We start from the raw sequence: 16,834 nt of genomic DNA, 5'->3' as shown, positions 1-16,834 counted from the left end.
ATATGGCCATCAATAGCGTTACTGAATTAAAATCAGTCGAGACTAACGTGCAATCCCTTGTGGAAGGTGAACTCAGTAGGACGGGAGGGCTGCTTCGCCTCGCTCCCGCTTGGGTGCCGCGCTCCTTTCTTCAGCCCGGACTACGCATCAAGCTCCACCCCGATGATACCTATGCCTATGGGCTGGATCGTGGAGGTATCGACGAACGCTGGTTTGCCTCTACAACCGAGACGGCGAATGTGGGTCGAGCCGATGATGAAGGGCTGAGCTATTGCGTGGTTGGCGACAGCAAGTTTACTCTCAGGGACGCGGTGGATAGTTGTGGCGCTGCTTTGATCGGTAGTTCGATTTGGGACAAGTATGGCAAGTGGCCGGTGTATTCGAAATTTTTCGACAATATGGGGCCTATCCCACATCATATGCACCAAAGCGCAGAGCAGGCGGCTTTGGTTGGACAAGAAGGAAAACCGGAGTCCTACTATTTTCCGCCGCAGCACAATAATGTAGGTAACAATTTTCCTTATACGTTCATGGGGTTGGAGCCAGGTACGACCAAGGCTCAGGTTCGTAAGTGCATCGAGGATTGGAATAAGGGCGACAATGGTATCCTTGATTTGTCCAAGGCGTATCGTCTCAAGCCAGGTACGGGCTGGTTGATCGACCCTTGCATCCTGCACGCACCAGGTAGTCTTTGTACATACGAGCCGCAATGGGGGAGCGATGTTTTTGGAATGTATCAGAATCTCGTGGAAGGTCGGGAGGTGCCGTGGAGTCTACTTGTGAAGGACATGCCTGAGAGCAAACATCAGGATATTGACTTTATCGTGGATCAACTGGATTGGGACAAAAACGTAGATCCAAATTTCAAGGACAATCACTACCTCGAACCGGTGCCTGTCGCCGACACGCGCGATGAAGGCTACCTTGATCGCTGGATCGTGTATGGGAAGGTTGATCAAATGCAGTATTTTACCGCAAAGGAACTGACAGTGGATCCGGGATGTAGCGCCTTGGTCAAGGATTCGGGGGCGTATGGGCTCATTTGCGTGCAAGGTAGTGGTACGATCAACGGCGAGCCATTGGTGAGCCCGAAGATGATTCGATTCCACGAGTTGACCGAGGATGAGTATTTTTGCTCCGAGGAGGGTGCCAAGAAAGGCATAACCTTTAGCAACACAAGCGGCACTGAACCTCTGGTTTGTCTTCGTTATTTTGGACCAGAGGTGAATCCTGATGCTCCTGCTATGGGCGCGTATCGAAATAACTCGTTCTAGAATCCAAGTACCCAATTTAACACTACGAAAGACTATGTCTGAAAACAATTTCCCTAAGCTACACAACGCCATGTGGCCTGGTATCGTCGGTAAAGGCGAATCCGATTCTGAACCTATGATCGAACTCGATACCATGCTCGACCTGACGGCGAATGCCGAAGTCGATGGCGTGAAGTTTGATGGCGTCGATCTCTTCCTCTACAGTCCGCATGTCGACATCGACATTTCGGATGATGGAATCAAAGCGCTTGCCGAAAAGATCTCCGCCAAGGGACTTGAAATCGGTTCGGTGGTTGCTCCAGTCTGGTTCGACGCGTCGGCGATGGGCGACGAAGCTCATCGTTCGGCTTGGCTCGATGCGGTGCGAAAGTCTACGAAGATCGCTTCGAGACTGCGTGAACTGGGGGTGCGTCCGAACGGCATCATCCGCGTGGATTCCGCAGCCTCAGTTACGGATTGGGACAAGGATCCCAAGGGCAATACCTCTCTCATTGCTCAAACATTCCGGGAGGCTGGCAAGATCGCTCAAGCTTCTGGCGAACGTATCGCTGCCGAAGGGGAGATTTGCTGGGGAGGGATGCATAGCTGGAAGCATATGATCAATCTTCTCGAGGAAACGGCGATGCCGGATGTGGTCGGTTTCCAAGCCGACATGTCGCACACACTGCTTTACACCTTGGGCGAGAATGCAGAAGAGCACCGTATCGTCCCTGATGAATACAATTGGGAACCAGAGGTCTTTCACGAAGCGATGAAAACGCTGACCAACGCTCTGCGTCCTTGGACGATAGACTTTCACGTCGCTCAGAATGACGGCTCGGTTTTCGGTTCAGGCAACCACGAGAAGACTGGTCGTCATTGCGTAGCCACGGATCCGAAGGGCAAGCTCAACATCGCTCGCGATTCCGGCTATTGGCTTCGTGACGGCAACGGCGAAGTCACCAAGGCGATGAGACATATTTGCTGGGATGGCTGCATGTTCTCAAATGACGTGATGACGAAGCAGCAAACGTGGAACGACATCTTAGCTGCAATGATCGAAGTGCGAAACAACCATGGCTGGTCAGAGTAACTCTGGCCTGTATTCATAAAACAATACTCCAAGTAATTACCTCCAAAATATGAAGCCACTGAATATCGGAATGGTCGGTTACGGCCTCATGGGGCGTGCCCATACAAACGCGTTTCGTCAAGCCAACCAATTTTTCTCTCTTGGGCATCGTCCAGTGCTGAAGGCAGTGTGCGGGCGTGATGGCAAGAAAGCAAAAGCCTTCGCGAAGAACTGGGGCTACGAATCTGTAGAAACGGATTGGAAAGCCCTCGTCGCACGTCCAGATATCGACCTGATCGATATTGCGGCTACGAACAATGTGCACGCAGAGATCGCGCTTGCGGCCGCCAAGGCGGGTAAGATGGTCCTCTGCGAAAAGCCGCTCGGGATGAGCCCCTCTGAGTCTCTCAAGATGGTCAACGCTGTCGAGAAGGCCGGTGTGGCTAACATGGTTTGGTATAACTATCGACGAGCCCCAGCAGTCACCATGGCCAAGCAGCTCATCGAGGAAGGCAAGCTTGGTAAGATCTTTCATTATCGGGCAAAGTTTCTGCAGGATTGGACCATCAGCGCCGACGTCCCACAGGGTGGTGCTGGGACCTGGAGGCTGGACGCATCGGTTTCCGGCAGTGGCGTGACAGGCGATCTCTTGGCTCACTGTATCGATACGGCGATGTGGCTCAACGGCGGCATCGAGTCTGTCACTGGTATGACCGAAACCTTTGTCAAAAAGCGTAAGAACGCTCTGACCGGCAAGAAGCAGGAGGTCCTGATCGATGATGCGTCGGCGTTTCTCGCGCGATTCAACAATGGCTCTTTGGCGACGTTTGAAGCGACCCGCTATGCTCGTGGCCACAAAGCGTTGTATACTTTCGAAGTGAATGGAGAGCACGCGTCGCTCGCTTGGGATTTGCATGATCTGCACCGTCTTGAGTGGTTCGATCATCGCGATGAAGGCAATGTGCGCGGGTGGCGTTCAATCCACCTCAGCGAGAGCGAACACCCGTATATCGAGCATTGGTGGATTCCAGGTGTGCAGATTGGTTTCGAGCACACCTTTACCCATCAGGTGGCTGACTTCATCGCTGGTCTCGATTCCGGTGAGCCGGCAAGACCGAATTTCCGAGACGGGCTCGCAACTGACTATGTCACCGACGCAGTCCTGAAATCGGCTAAGACTGGCCGCTGGACAAAGGTGAAGCAGGCATAATGCAAGTCGCTCTCTCGACCTTTTGAAACGATCTATTCACCCCCTGCCCAAAGCATCGCTGGCATATGCTGATTGACAAAAACTTCCCTCTTTTGACTGCAATGAAAAACATCATCACATTTCTAACTAGCTGGCTTCTCTTCACTGCCGCTGTGAATGCTGAGGATGGATTCAAGTCCATCTTCAATGGCAAGGACCTCTCTGGTTGGGAAGGGCAGGAGGGGCTTTGGAGCGTTAAGGACAACGCCATCGTGGGCTCGACTGAGGGAGTTGAATTAAAAGCCAATACCTTTCTCGTTTGGAAGGAAGGGGAAGTTTCGAACTTTCATTTGAAGCTTCGACTCAAGATTGCAGGCGAGAACAATTCGGGAGTCATGTACCGGGCTCAGAGTGTCGAGGGAGCTGCACACGCTCTCTCGGGACCTCAGTTGGATGTTCATCCAAAACATGAATACATGGGTATGTATTACAGCGAAGGAACCGGTCGAGGTATCGTTGCACGGCGTGGCCAGAAGGTTCTAGTTACCGATAAGGTTAACGCGAAGGGGAAGTCACTCCCTGAAGTTAAGGGTAAAGTTGGGAGCGATGAGGAGTTCGACGTCTACGAGTGGAACGATTATGAGGTTATCGCAGTCGGGAAGCGAATGATTCACAAGGTGAATGGCGTCGTCACTGTCGCTGTTGCCGATCGTTTTCCCGGCGCTCAAACGAGTGGCCTAATCGGAATTCAATTGCATCGTGGGCCTGCTATGCAGGCATACGTGAAAGACATCCGCTTGAAAAAATTGAGTGGAGACGCTGCGAAGTCGGCACTTCGGGAGGCTGTCGCGGGGAACTGAACAAGCTGCAGACTTGCCTATCTGCTCGAATGAACGCTATTCTCGGCTCTATCGTCGCCCCGTGACGAGTGTGACTATCATTGTGCGACAAAAACGATTTATTAGGAGGATTAAAGTATGGGAGATATGAATACAAATAGGACACGTCGTGACTTTTTGAAGGCTGCGGCGGTAGCCGCGATTGGTATGCCTACCATTATACCCGCGAGCGCACTTGGCAAAAATGGAACGGTAGCGCCAAGCAACCGAATCGTCGTGGGAGGCATTGGCTTGGGGGGACGGGGCCGTGGTGTCTTGGCGGGCTTTTTTAAGCACAAGGACAGCCAGTTCGTGGCGATTGCCGATCCGCAAAAGAAGCGGCGTGAAATCGTCAAGCGCATGACGGACCGCCAATACGGGAACTCGGATTGCGTGACCTACGACGATATGTCCGGGATCTTGGAACGAGACGATATTGACTCGGTTCTGATTGCTACTGGGGATCGTTGGCATACGACCGCGTCCATCCTCGCAGCCCGTGCGGGCAAGGACATCTATTGCGAGAAGCCGTGCGCGATGAATATCCAGGAATGCCAGGAGTTGGATGACGAGATCACGAAGCACAAACGTGTGTTCCAAGCGGGAACGCAGCGACGAAGTGTCCCGAATTTCAAGCTCGCGGTCGATCTGGCCCGGGAGGGAAAGCTGGGGCAAGTTACAGAGGTACATGCTGGCATTCTGAAACTTCAGGAGTACCTCGAGCCGTTGCCGGCCGAACCCGAGCCGGATCCATCGGAAATTAATTGGGACAAATGGCTAGGACCGGCACCCTGGCTTCCGTTTAATGAAGCGTACTGCAGAGGGCGCTGGCGCAACCACAAAGGGTTGTATTCTGGATGGAGACTCCCGGAGTGGGGCACGCACACGATTGATCTGTGCCAGTGGGCAGCCGATGCCGACGGAACGACGCCGATTGAGTTTGAAGCCGTATCGGACAGTCTGATACATGCTAAGTATGAGAACGGCATAAAGCTGGTTCTGCGATTGTCTTCTGGCGAAGGCGTTGGCGAGTGGATCAAGGGAATGGGCTCTTGCCCGGTTCGCTTTGTCGGCGATGAAGCGTGGGTGGAAGCAGGCGATTTTCAGAAATTGGAGGCTAGCAATCCCAAGCTCATCGAAAATAAAAACTACGACCAGCTAAGAGGAACGGATCCTGTCACTCATGTCCGCAATTTCCTCGATTGCGTGAAAACGCGGGAACAGCCGGTTTGTAACTCCACGGCAGTGCGCTACGGACACATGGCCTGCTTTGCGGCCGCCATCAGCTGGAAGCTGGGACGCAAGGTTCGATTTGATCCAGTGAAGGAACGATTCATCGGAGATCGGAAGGCCAACAAGATGCGTACCTACAAAAGGCGAGCTCCGTATCGGGTTTAGATTGGCCGAGGAGTTTTACCCTAAGTTTTTTAGTCGTAACAGGATATTGGCTCTGCCGGAGTGGAAGCATCTCCACACGGCAGAGCTTTTTTTGAATTGGCCTAGAATGGAAACTGTTGGGCTTGTTGGTTCAAGATGGGGTTCGACTCTTCTTTGAGACTATTTTTGCATTTGTTTCGTTAGGCGTTTCGCCGGTAAAAGGGCATCAGGCAGATTTGCCCCTCAGTGCTATGGATTGGGGCTGCCGGGATCTGCGTCCTGCTTTTAAGTTTTGGCGGGAGTTTCCGATCGAGAGATAGGGTGTCATCGTTGAGTGAGGTTCTCTTGCGTGACTGAAGTGCGGGTTTGATTTGCTTCCATAAGGAAGTGCAATATCGCTTCAGAGAGGGGAACTAGAGTGAATTGACAAAGAGAACGGAAGGGCTGTATTTGCGTTGTTCCTACAAGTGATTCTGTGTAATGGATAGCGAGTATCTTCAAGAACATCAAATTGGCTATTTCCAAGTTGACCGAGAACAACGGATTCGTCTCGGCTCGCTCTTTCAGCTTTTGCAAGAAGCGGCGGTTCAGCATTACAATCTCTTAATTCAGGAGAAAGGAGAAGAGGAAAAATCTTGGTTTTTGGGGCGTCTTGCGATGCGTTTCAAACGGTATCCGAAATTTGGGGAAACGATTCAGGTGGAGACTTGGATCTCCTCGTTTTCAGGCTTCAAGGCCTTCCGCGAGTTCCGTATCCTTTGCGATGGTAAAGAAATCGGGGAGGCTTCAGCGGTTTGGTTGTATGTGGACTTGGGGAAGAAGAGAGTGGCGAAAGTGCCCGAAGAGATTGTCGAGTCGATACCTGTTCGAAACCATGATTGCTTCTTTAGCGATTTGGTGAGGATGATTCTTTTGCGAACGACTGAAGGTGCCGCTCGGACGAGTATTTCATTGCGCTATGCGGATTACGATCCGCATCAGCACGTGAATAGCGCTGCTTACTTGGATTTTCTGCAGACGGGTTTGAGTGTCCAAAAGAAGAATACGCGTCCACGTGAGCTCGTCATTCATTTTACCAAGGAAATCGGGTTGAGTGAGGAGGCGGTTGAAGTCGCTTTGGAGGAGGGAGAGCAGGGGCTTGCTTTCAGGATCGGCTTTGCGGAAGAGATGGCTTCTTATGGTCAGCTACGTTTCGATTAGCTCTTATCGCAAGGGTGCCCCGTTTGACTGAGTCGGGTCGCTGAGAGATAGCGATTCGCTCTGCTTAAACAAATCGCCTGAATCTGTTGTCTTAAACCTTATTGGGCCGCTGACAGCACCTCGCCATTTGGCGTTGAAGGCGAGCTCGCTTGATGGACGCCCATCAGGTGTTCCATCACGTAGAGTTCGAGACCTTCATAGTCTCTGGCTTCTCGGAAAGCGGCTTCCTTCGCCGTGTCGTAGCTGCGGACTTTTTCCACGAGATGGTGGAACATGCGCAGGCTGTTGGAGAGATGTTCGGTGACGGGCACTCCTTTTTGTGTACGCATGGCTTTAACGTCGAGACCGATGAATTCTCCGCGGCTGCCGTATCCGGCGGCTTCGAGAACGCGGATTTGGTTGAAGGCGGCTCGGAGATTGGAAGAAGCGAAGTTCTTATCTTGGTCGTACTTGAGTCCGTTTTGGTCGTTCAGGTGCACGCTGGCGAGTTTGTCGTGGGCGAGCGCGAATGCCATTTCGTCGGAAGGATCGAGTCCGGCGAGTTGAGCGTGAGCTGTTTCAATCAAGCCCTTTACACGATTTGGGTCCTGCGAGGCGTAGGCGAGGGCGACGGCGTGTCCGATCGTTGGCACGTAGGCTTGGTCGGTTGGTTCGTTGGGTTTTGGTTCGATCCAGATCTCGATCTTATCGTCGTATTCGAGGGCACGGTTGATCGTTTCGAGAATGCGCTCGTAGGCGAGCTTAGCATCCTTCGCTTCACGGATGTAGGTGCCTTCGCGTGCGAGCCACAAGACCAAGGCTCCGCTTCCGATTTCGTTTGCGATATCGATGCTTTTTTGGGTGCGTTCCCATGCGTACTGACGATCGCTAGCTGAGTTGGAGGTGTATCCACCATCCACTGTCTGCTCCGCGAACCAAAGACGGGGAGCTACGAATTCTGGGACGAGCCCTTCGTTGTCCAGTATCGATTTGATGCGTCGTGCCTCGGCTGCGATTTGGGCGGGGCTTTTCGCATCGATGTCAGTGACTACATCGTCGTCATGGAATTGCACGCCTTCGAAACCGAGCGATTTATAAAGGGCATATTTCTGTTCGTGAGGATAGGCAGGCCTTACTTCAGGGCCAAAAGGGTCGGCACCTTCGCTAATATTCCAAGGGCCAAAGGAAAATCGATAACTTGAAGGAGATTTCATGAGATCGATTGTTCATCATTTTTGCTAATTCCGCTAATGCAATGAATGCGGAAACTGATGCTCTAGTCTCAGTTTGCGACTTTAATGGACGGAGATTTGTTTCAGGTCTGCCACTTCCACTCCTATTGACCAACTCACAATTTCGATTGCTTCGGCGAGGAGCGCGCTGCGAGCTTGGCGGACGGGTCAAAGGCTACGCTTGTTCGTAGATTGCATAATACGTGTTATTGTCTCGTCATGACGGTGGAATTAACCACCTTTTCCGATACTAGAGTATTATGAAGACCGCTCAGAAGCACCAAATGAACCGGATTGCATATGGATTGAACGTCAACGTACGTGCTTTGAACTGGTTGAGAATCTCTGCGGGTGTCAGTCTCAATCCATGGTCTTGTTGAGAGATAGGCTGCATCCAGACCGTTTGCCCCCTCTGAGGCTTATGATGCGAGCTTTAATGATTCTTCCGCAGCCCGTTGCTTATCTCATTCCTCTACTGTCGGACGTCGAGCTGACTCGATGTCCCCCCTCATGAAGAACAAACCCAAAACGTCTCCTTCATTCGAGCAAGTCACCAGTCCGCTTGGCTTGTCGTTTCGACTACTGTCTTGGGATGGCTCAGTGGCGAAGCCCCAGATTCATCACGGACAACCTGCGTTGGAACGCACAGGTGGGATGGGGCACCGTTGGCACTACCATCCTGAGATCGAGTTGGCTCATTTTTCGAAGGGAGAGGGAATACGCCTGGTGGGGGATTCCATTCGGCAGGTGAATGCGCCTGAGACTGTGATGTTGGGATCGCTTCTGCCTCACCAGTGGCAGGTGGGCGAGTCAGCTGGCTTTGCTTTGCAATTTCGAGTCGGGCCTGGCTCGGCCTTTGGCGAGATTCCAGAATTGCGGGACTTGGATCGACTCTGGGGGCTCGCTGCCGAGGGGTTGTTATTTGATGAGGAGCTTTCGGAGCGGGTAGGTGGGGCCTTGGAGAAAGCGGTCGCTCAAGCGCCAATCAGTCGATTGGGTACTATATTCGAGCTGCTCGGTGACATCGCTCAGGCTTTTTCGTCTGAGAAGTCTGCTGGGGTAAGCTCGCTTTCGCGTCCCATTCGCTTAAAGTCAGGGGCGGCTGGATACAGTGAGATCATTTCGGAGGCGATCGAGTTTATCAGTTCGCGGTTCCGGGATCCCATCACCTTGCAGGATGTGCTGAAGCATACATCGACGAGTCGCGCGACTTTCTCGCGTCATTTCCCACAATTTACTGGCCAGTCCTTCACCACTTTTCTCCAGCAGTATCGGCTCGAGTACTGTCGGCGTTTGCTGATAGCCGGCAATCACTCGATCACCGAAGCGGCCTTTGAGTCAGGTTTCCAAAACCTATCCCATTTCAACCGGCTCTTCCGCGAACGGTGGGGCCAGACTCCACGGGAGTTCCGCTTGAGCCTTTGACAGCGGAGCGACTCGCTTTGCGCGGGTAGGTTTCTTTTCGACGCGGCCAATGGTCGCCCAATGTTGCGGATTGGGAACGGCCGCTCGCTCTGAGACGAGAGCACTTGTTTTCGCGTTTAGCGCATTAGCGAGGTTCGCTGAATTTGTGAAAAATGGAGGCTTATATTTCGGGGAGATGAAGTGCCTGTTCTATGCCCTCGTGTGAATCAGAATCTCAAATTTTATTGTAATGAATAGAAAACTACGAATGGGAATGGTTGGAGGGGGTATTGGCGCCTTCATTGGAAACGTTCACCGACGGGCCGCTGCTCTCGATGGGCAGATCGAACTTGTTGCGGGGGCGTTTTCCTCTGATCCGAAAAAGTCGAAGCGATCAGGGAAGGAGCTATTTCTCGATCCGAGTCGTGTTTACGGTAGCTATTTGGAAATGGCTAAGGCAGAGGCTGCGTTGCCGGAGGACCAACGAATTGATTTCGTGACCATCGTTACCCCAAATAGCACCCATTTCGAAATAGCTAGCGCCTTTCTCAAGGCGGGGTTCAACGTGATATGCGATAAGCCGATGACATTCGATCTCGCGCAGGCCAAAAAGCTGCGGACGCTGGTGCGAAGAATTGGAAAAGTCTTTGCTCTTACCCATAACTATACCGGCTACCCGATGGTGAAGGAAGCCAAGGAAATGGTGAAGAAAGGGAAGCTTGGTCGTATCCTGAAAATAGTGACTGAATACCCCCAGGGTTATGCGGTTGGCGACGTAGATAACAAGGCCGTCGCGAAGATCGCCTCCTGGCGGACTGATCCGTCTATTGCCGGAGCTTCAAACTGTATGGGGGACATCGGTACGCATGCAGCGAATCTTGGATCATATATCACTGGATTGGAAATGGAATCGCTCTGCGCGGAATTGACGGCGTTCATTCCCGGCCGTTTGCTGGATGACGATGGGAATGTGCTTATCCGCTACAAAGGCGGGGCGAAAGGCGTGCTCTATGCGTCGCAGATTTCTAATGGAGATGAGAACAACCTGAATATCCGTATCTACGGAACGAAGTGCTCTCTCGAATGGCACCAAGAATCCCCAGATGAGCTGATCGTGAAATACTCGGATAAACCGCGCCAGATCGTGAGGCGAGGCAATGCTTACAACTGTCGGGTCGCCCAGGAAAACACCCGTCTGCCGTTTGGTCATCCCGAAGGATTTATCGAGGCTTTTGCGAATGTTTACGTGAATGCGGCGAAGGCGATTCGAGCGGAAGTAAGCGGAAAGAAGATGCCGAAGAGCTTAGATTTTCCAACTGTTGACGACGGTGTGAAAGGGATGGCCTTTGTTGAAACGGTCGTCAAATCAGCCAAGTCGAAAAGCAAGTGGACGAAGATGGCGAAGAGTTAGGGTGGCTTGGTTGACAGTCATGTTCTTGCGGGACTGACAGTTGAAGAAGCGGTTTGTAAGGGGTGGGGGATAAATGCGGAAGGGGCTCCTCAAACTCGTTACTAACGGTTGGGCTGATTGTGCTCAAATACGTGAATCTAAGCGAGCGGCCGTAACTGTAGTTGCACGATCTTAGCGGAAAATAAAAACGCAGTTAGGGCAGAAAAATCAACTTTTTGAAAATATGACATATTCTAGAATACAGAATCGCTATCGAGTCTTTGGTTTCGCCGTGCTCTGGTTGCTCTTTGTTGGCCAGACTTTGTTGGCTGGAACCATACAGCCGTCTCAGCTCCAAGTGGAGCATTTGGAAAATCCGATCGGCATTGGCGAAGCGGCCCCGCGTCTCTCATGGAGGGTGAGCGCCTCAGCGCCGGAAGCGCGCGGCTTGAAGCAAAGCGCTTATCGGATTCTGGTGGCCTCGACGCGCTCGCAACTAGAGAGTGATCAAGGGGATCTTTGGGATAGTGGGAAGGTGAATACGAGCGATACGCGCTTGATTCGCTATGCGGGAAAGGAGTTGGACGCCCGCTCGCAGTGCTTTTGGAAAGTTAAGCTCTGGGATGGTGATGACAAGGCAAGCGATTGGAGCGATGTCGCTAGCTGGTCGGTCGGTTTGCTGGAGCACTCGGATTGGGAAGGCGACTGGATTGGCATGGAGGACAATCATGAGTTCAAAACGTCCGAGAATGTGACTTTCTTAACAGATGACCCGCATCGCGGTGTTTTGAGAATGCGCCCGGCCAAGTACTTCCGAAAGGAATTCAAGGCAAAGGGAGGTATTCGACGGGCGACACTGTACGCTACTGCGAGGGGTGTCTATGAGGTTTCCATCAATGGAGAGCGAGTGGGCGATCAGTACCTTGCTCCGGGGTGGACCGACTACCACAAGCGCTTGTATTTCCAAACTTACGACGTTTCGGATCACGTACGCGAAAAGGGCGCCAACGCGATTGGAGCTACCCTGTCGGATGGCTGGTACGCGGGCTATATTGGTTATGCCTTATTCGTGAAGATGCACTCCAATCCTTCGGGTAGAGGTTACTACGGCGAAACGCCGTCTCTTCTGATGCAGTTGGAAATAGAGTATGAAAACGGAACACGCGAAATCGTGAAGACCGATAAGACTTGGAAAACCTCGCTAGGTCCGATTACGGAAACCGATATTCTAATGGGCGAGTCCTACGATGCTCGCCGCGAACTGGGAGAATGGACGTCGCCAAAATATAATGACAAGGCCTGGGAGCCGGTTTCGGTGATGCTACCCTATGTCGATACCCTCGAGGCCCACCCAGGCGTACCGGTTCGAGTGACAGAGGAGCTGGCTGCAAAGCAAATCTTCGAGCCTGAGCCCGGCGTATATGTCTTCGACCTCGGGCAGAACTTCGCGGGAATTCCTCGTTTGAAGGTGAAGGGTAAAGCCGGCCAAAAAGTACGCTTGCGGGTAGCTGAAATGGTGCGTCCGGACAAGACACTGGTGACGGCGAATCTGCGTACCGCTCGTAGCACCGATACCTATACTTTAAAAGGAAGCAAGGAAGCCGAAGTGTGGTCGCCACAGTTCGTGTATCATGGCTTTCAGTACGTTGAGGTGACGGGAATCGATGAGAAGCCAAGTCTCGACATGATCACCGGTTTAGTCATGCACTCCGATACGCCTTTGACCGGAAGTTTCGAGTGTTCGGATCCGATGCTGAATCAGCTCTACAGCAATATCGTATGGACACAGCGGGCGAACTTCTTGGAAGTGCCGACTGATTGTCCGCAACGCGATGAGCGCTTAGGCTGGACCGGCGATGCTCAGATTTTCGTAAAGGCGGCGACCTACAACGCTGACATTGCGGCCTTCTATAAGAAATGGCTGGTGGACCTGCGCGATTCGCAGCTGATTTTCGGATCCTATCCTGCCTTTGCTCCCTTCCCGTATTCGCGTCCTGGACCGCCGCATGGCACTGCTTGGATGGACGCGGGTGTAATCTGCCCATGGACGATTTGGCAGGCGTACGGAGACTTGGAAGTCGTCCAAGACAATTGGCAGTCCATGGATACCTTTATGGCCTTCCGTCATGCGAGAGATCGCAAGAAGTTGGGAACGGAAGAAGGCAAGACCTGGGGGGATTGGCTGAATTTGGATCAACCGACTCCGCTCGCTTATATCGACTTATGCTATTATGCGCAGTCCGCCCAAATGATGGCGGAGATGGCCGATGCGATTGGGAATAAGGCGAAAGGGAATTTCTATCGTAAGCAGAGGAAGGAAATCGAAGCGTCTTTCCGAAAGCTCTATTTGGAAGGCAAGGGCAAGCTGAAGGTGAGCACCCAGACGGCCTATGCTTTGGCGATCTTCATGGACTTGATTCCAGAGGATCAGCAGAAGGCGGCTGGCCAGGAGTTGGCGGCTTTGGTGGAGGAGAAGGGCGGTCGCATGGCGACTGGATTCCTAGGCACCCGACATCTCTTGCCAGCCTTGACCAAGAGCGGTCAGCACAGCGTGGCCGGAAAATTAATGCATACTCAGGAGTATCCTTCGTGGGGATACGAAGTGAAGAATGGGGCGACCAGCATTTGGGAACGTTGGAATAGCTACATTAAGGGTAAGGGGGCGAGTAATGAAGGGATGAATTCATTCAGTCACTACGCTTTTGGCGCGGTGGGGGAATGGATGTTCCAAAACTTGGTGGGGATCGACCAGACGGCACCTTCCTGGACGGAGTTCCGCATTGCGCCTAACCCGACTGAAGAGTTGAGCTGGGCAAAGGGTGGCTTCGATTCGCCCAATGGTCTTATTCAGGTCGAATGGAAGAAGACTGATGCGGGTGGCTTGAGTTTGGATGTATCAGTTCCTGCGAATACAAGCGCACGTTTGGATCTCCCCGTCTCGAAGCCTGGTAAAGTGCGGGAATCTGGGAAGTCGGTTTCTGCGGCTGAGGGAGTGGAGCATCTCTCAAGCGAAAACGGTATGAGCTCATTTCGCCTTCAGTCGGGAAGCTACCGATTTGAAGTCATGGCGGACAGTTGAATTTAGAGATTAATAATGATGAGAACAACTTCGGCATTCTATTCCTGCCTAACCTCGGCCCTGTTTGTTTGGTCGGCTCTCTCGCTCGGAGCCGCTGAGAAGCCGAACGTGCTTCTAATACTTGCGGACGACATGGGCTATACGGATGTCGGAGCCTTTGCCGAGCGTGTGACGGGAGTGGCGACGGAGGAGCAATTCTACGAGACGCCAAACCTCGATCGACTTGCGAAGGGGGGCGTCGCCTTTTCGCAGGCTTATGCCTGTCCCTTGTGTTCGCCGACTAGATCCAGCATTTTGACGGGACGTTATGCGGGGAAAATCGGATTTACCACGGCGACGCCGGGGATTGTTCGCAGTTGGTACAATCAAAACAAGACACCGCCACCGGGGCATCTCACTCAGGATGCGATCTTTTGGGGGGACCGAATCCCGCATGAGCAGGCCTTATGGAATGGCGGCTCTTTGTTGGCTTTGCCTTCGGGGCAAAATGGCGATCTCGGGCGTGATGCAAATACTATTGCGGAGGTACTAAATGAGAGCGGCTATCGTTCGGCTTTTGTGGGGAAATGGCATCTGGGCGGACATGGTTCGGTTGGCTACGAGCCGAAGGATCAAGGTTTCGAGGAACTGGCCTACTTCGATGCGGGAGGCTCTCCTTACTTCAATTGGCGCAAGGTTTGGGAGAGCGATCGACTCACTCATCCTCAAATGCCGCAAGATAAGTTGCTTCATTCCAATATGGGAAAGGATCAGGATTTTGAATACCTTACCGACGAGCTGACGGCGCAAGCGACGGATTTTATCCGTTCGCACGCGGAGACTAAAAAGGAGCAGCCATTCTTCCTCTATTTCTGCCAGTTCGCCTTGCATAGTCCGATTCAAGCCAAGAAGAAGGATATCGCTTATTTCGAATCGAAGGGGAGCAAGGGATGGAACAAGCATGACAACGCGACCTATGCGGCGATGAACCGCAGTATGGATGATTCAATTGGGCAACTTGTGAAAGCTTTGGAAGAAACTGATCAACTCGAAAATACGCTTATCATTTTCATGAGCGACAATGGGGGCGTTTCCTGGCCACTGAATCAGAAGACCAAGGCGGATGATTCGCGGGCGACCTCCAATGCTCCTTTGAAGGGTGGCAAGGCCATGGTATTCGAAGGTGGGATACGCGTGCCGCTGTTTTTCTACTGGAAGGGCAAGATCGAAGGAGGCAAGTGGGTCGATCGTTCGGTAGATTGTAATGATCTCTTTCCGACGATCCTCGAGTATGCAGGCTTGGACGCTAAACCGTATTACAGTGGTGTGGACGGACAGCCCGGGATCGATGGGCGCAGCCTGACCGGTCTGATTGAGAAACCGAAAGGCCGCGGCCACTATGGGCGCGACACGTATTTTTGGCATTACCCCCTAAATGTGCAGGTCTACAATCCCGTCGATAATCTGCCTTTGACGCCTCACTCGGCGATTCGTAAGGGTCCTCACAAATTGATTTATGATTGGTCGGGACGGCTTTGGCTGTACAATGTCGAAAAGGACATTTCGGAGGCGAATAATTTGACGGAGTCTAAACCGAAGCTCGCCCGTGCACTTTTCAAGGAGCTCAATCAATGGCTCGACGATAATGTGGAGCAGAAGTACATGCCGACATTGAATCCCGGATACAACGCAGAGAATGACACTCGCGATTATCCTTTTGTCGATTTGCGGGCAAAACTGTTGGGCGATGAATTCGCGATCCAAGCGAAGCCCGCTTACAGTGTAAGGCATTGGGAGAAAGCAAAGAACTGAGAGGCTTAAGGAACGTAGGTTTGCGAGCGACCTTCTCTCGATACGAATCCGAGAATTCAACTTGCACTTAGATCCTTTGGAAAACGTATGAAAAAACGCATTACATTCGCATCTGTTTTCCTTGTTGTGGCGCTTTCGACCTATCTTGTCCTCCCTGTAGAGGCGGGACCCAAAGTGCTTTTGGTCGTAACGAATCAATCCAAGATAGGAGACTCGAGCAAAGCGACGGGGTCCTGGCTTTCCGAAATTACCCATGCCTGGACTCGTTTAGATGACGCCGGCTACACGATACATTTCGCCAGTCCAAAGGGAGGACACGCGCCTATCGACCCGGGGAGCTTCAGTCTTAGGGATAAGGAAAACAGGCGTTTCTGGGAGACGCTCAGCGCTGTTGAAAGCTTGGCAACTACGTTGCCATTGGCGGAAGTCGATCCTAGCGAATACGTCGCAATCTATTTCGCGGGAGGGCACGGCACGATGTGGGATTTCCCCAAGAGCGAGGCTCTCGCTAATGTCGCGGCATCGATCTACGAATCTGGAGGATCAGTCGCGGCTGTCTGCCACGGTCCTGCGGCGCTCGTGAATCTGCGACTAAGTAACGGCGAGCTGCTGATTAAGGGAAAGAGGGTTGCTGGCTTTACAAATGCGGAAGAACGGATCGCTGGACTTGCCGGTGATGTGCCATTTCTCCTGGAGGACAAGTTGGAAGAGTGTGGCGCGATTGTTGAAAAAGCCGGTATGTTCAATGATAAGGTGGTCGTTAGTGGCCGACTCATAACCGGGCAGAACCCTGCTTCAGCGGCGAGGGTCGCAGAGGCGTTGATTGAATCAATTAGGCAGCTTTGAAAATCTTTTTTCGCTTCGAGGTGAAAGGTTCAGGTCTGCTTTGCTGTGTTCGCAAGCTAGAGGCTGTTGCTGTGTAGCTCATCAAAATTCGTAGCTGTTGGCACGCGGTTCGCTTGCTGGTTCGCCCGCGAGGTTCTGAAATAG

Annotated in this window: 12 protein-coding genes; 11 read left to right on the top strand and 1 reads right to left on the bottom strand. The window is 52.4% G+C overall.

Annotated features, from left to right (window positions below):
- Nucleotides 1–2: 2 nt before the first annotated feature.
- The 6 genes from JIN87_RS11245 (at nt 3) to JIN87_RS11220 (ending at nt 6,969) form a co-directional block, all read left to right on the top strand.
- Entirely contained in the window at nt 3–1,274 is a 1,272-nt protein-coding gene (locus tag JIN87_RS11245; RefSeq protein ID WP_200355659.1) for a cupin domain-containing protein, read from the top strand.
- A gap of 34 nt (nt 1,275–1,308) precedes the next feature.
- Nucleotides 1,309–2,346, top strand: coding sequence for a TIM barrel protein (locus JIN87_RS11240; RefSeq protein ID WP_200355658.1), 1,038 nt, complete (start codon nt 1,309–1,311; stop codon nt 2,344–2,346).
- 49 nt (nt 2,347–2,395) lie between these two features.
- On the top strand, nt 2,396–3,535 hold the full coding sequence (locus JIN87_RS11235) for a Gfo/Idh/MocA family protein (protein ID WP_200355657.1): 1,140 nt from the start codon (nt 2,396–2,398) through the stop codon (nt 3,533–3,535).
- Between the two features lie 101 nt (nt 3,536–3,636).
- The gene (locus JIN87_RS11230; RefSeq protein WP_200355656.1) at nt 3,637–4,374 is read left to right on the top strand and encodes a 3-keto-disaccharide hydrolase; all 738 of its coding nucleotides are present in this window, start codon (nt 3,637–3,639) and stop codon (nt 4,372–4,374) included.
- Between the two features lie 126 nt (nt 4,375–4,500).
- Entirely contained in the window at nt 4,501–5,790 is a 1,290-nt protein-coding gene (locus tag JIN87_RS11225; protein WP_200355655.1) for a Gfo/Idh/MocA family protein, read from the top strand.
- Nucleotides 5,791–6,249: 459 nt separating this feature from the next.
- Nucleotides 6,250–6,969, top strand: coding sequence for an acyl-[acyl-carrier-protein] thioesterase (locus JIN87_RS11220; protein WP_200355654.1), 720 nt, complete (start codon nt 6,250–6,252; stop codon nt 6,967–6,969).
- Nucleotides 6,970–7,067: 98 nt separating this feature from the next.
- Here the strand turns inward: JIN87_RS11220 and JIN87_RS11215 are convergent, their stop codons facing one another.
- Nucleotides 7,068–8,162, bottom strand: a complete 1,095-nt coding sequence (locus JIN87_RS11215; protein WP_200355653.1) for a TIM barrel protein — start codon at nt 8,160–8,162, stop codon at nt 7,068–7,070.
- A gap of 528 nt (nt 8,163–8,690) precedes the next feature.
- On the opposite strand from JIN87_RS11215, the gene JIN87_RS11210 reads away from it, so the two are divergent.
- The 5 genes from JIN87_RS11210 to JIN87_RS11190 all read left to right on the top strand — a co-directional run bounded on the left by JIN87_RS11210 (nt 8,691) and on the right by JIN87_RS11190 (nt 16,690).
- On the top strand, nt 8,691–9,605 hold the full coding sequence (locus tag JIN87_RS11210) for an AraC family transcriptional regulator (protein ID WP_200355652.1): 915 nt from the start codon (nt 8,691–8,693) through the stop codon (nt 9,603–9,605).
- A 229-nt stretch (nt 9,606–9,834) separates the two neighbouring features.
- Nucleotides 9,835–10,995 carry a Gfo/Idh/MocA family protein gene (locus tag JIN87_RS11205; protein ID WP_200355651.1) on the top strand — a complete coding sequence of 387 codons (1,161 nt, stop codon included), beginning with the start codon at nt 9,835–9,837 and terminating at the stop codon, nt 10,993–10,995.
- 223 nt (nt 10,996–11,218) lie between these two features.
- Nucleotides 11,219–14,053, top strand: coding sequence for a glycoside hydrolase family 78 protein (locus JIN87_RS11200; protein ID WP_200355650.1), 2,835 nt, complete (start codon nt 11,219–11,221; stop codon nt 14,051–14,053).
- Between the two features lie 15 nt (nt 14,054–14,068).
- Nucleotides 14,069–15,844, top strand: a complete 1,776-nt coding sequence (locus tag JIN87_RS11195) for a sulfatase (protein ID WP_200355649.1) — start codon at nt 14,069–14,071, stop codon at nt 15,842–15,844.
- Between the two features lie 87 nt (nt 15,845–15,931).
- On the top strand, nt 15,932–16,690 hold the full coding sequence (locus JIN87_RS11190) for a type 1 glutamine amidotransferase domain-containing protein (RefSeq protein ID WP_200355648.1): 759 nt from the start codon (nt 15,932–15,934) through the stop codon (nt 16,688–16,690).
- The last annotated feature ends 144 nt before the right edge of the window (nt 16,691–16,834 follow it).

It is taken from the genome of Pelagicoccus mobilis, assembly GCF_016595505.1.
Lineage (GTDB): Bacteria > Verrucomicrobiota > Verrucomicrobiia > Opitutales > Opitutaceae > Pelagicoccus > Pelagicoccus mobilis.
Note: the sequence above shows the minus strand (reverse complement) of the source record. Positions and strands in the feature narration are given on the sequence as shown.

Coding starts and splice junctions, on each gene's coding strand:
- JIN87_RS11230 (WP_200355656.1), top strand. CDS start 3,637: ATGAAAAACATCATCACATTTCTAACTAGCTGGCTTCTCTTCACTGCC.
- JIN87_RS11235 (WP_200355657.1), top strand. CDS start 2,396: ATGAAGCCACTGAATATCGGAATGGTCGGTTACGGCCTCATGGGGCGT.
- JIN87_RS11200 (WP_200355650.1), top strand. CDS start 11,219: ATGACATATTCTAGAATACAGAATCGCTATCGAGTCTTTGGTTTCGCC.
- JIN87_RS11240 (WP_200355658.1), top strand. CDS start 1,309: ATGTCTGAAAACAATTTCCCTAAGCTACACAACGCCATGTGGCCTGGT.
- JIN87_RS11215 (WP_200355653.1), bottom strand. CDS start 8,162: ATGAAATCTCCTTCAAGTTATCGATTTTCCTTTGGCCCTTGGAATATT.
- JIN87_RS11210 (WP_200355652.1), top strand. CDS start 8,691: ATGAAGAACAAACCCAAAACGTCTCCTTCATTCGAGCAAGTCACCAGT.
- JIN87_RS11205 (WP_200355651.1), top strand. CDS start 9,835: ATGAATAGAAAACTACGAATGGGAATGGTTGGAGGGGGTATTGGCGCC.
- JIN87_RS11190 (WP_200355648.1), top strand. CDS start 15,932: ATGAAAAAACGCATTACATTCGCATCTGTTTTCCTTGTTGTGGCGCTT.
- JIN87_RS11220 (WP_200355654.1), top strand. CDS start 6,250: ATGGATAGCGAGTATCTTCAAGAACATCAAATTGGCTATTTCCAAGTT.
- JIN87_RS11225 (WP_200355655.1), top strand. CDS start 4,501: ATGAATACAAATAGGACACGTCGTGACTTTTTGAAGGCTGCGGCGGTA.
- JIN87_RS11195 (WP_200355649.1), top strand. CDS start 14,069: ATGATGAGAACAACTTCGGCATTCTATTCCTGCCTAACCTCGGCCCTG.
- JIN87_RS11245 (WP_200355659.1), top strand. CDS start 3: ATGGCCATCAATAGCGTTACTGAATTAAAATCAGTCGAGACTAACGTG.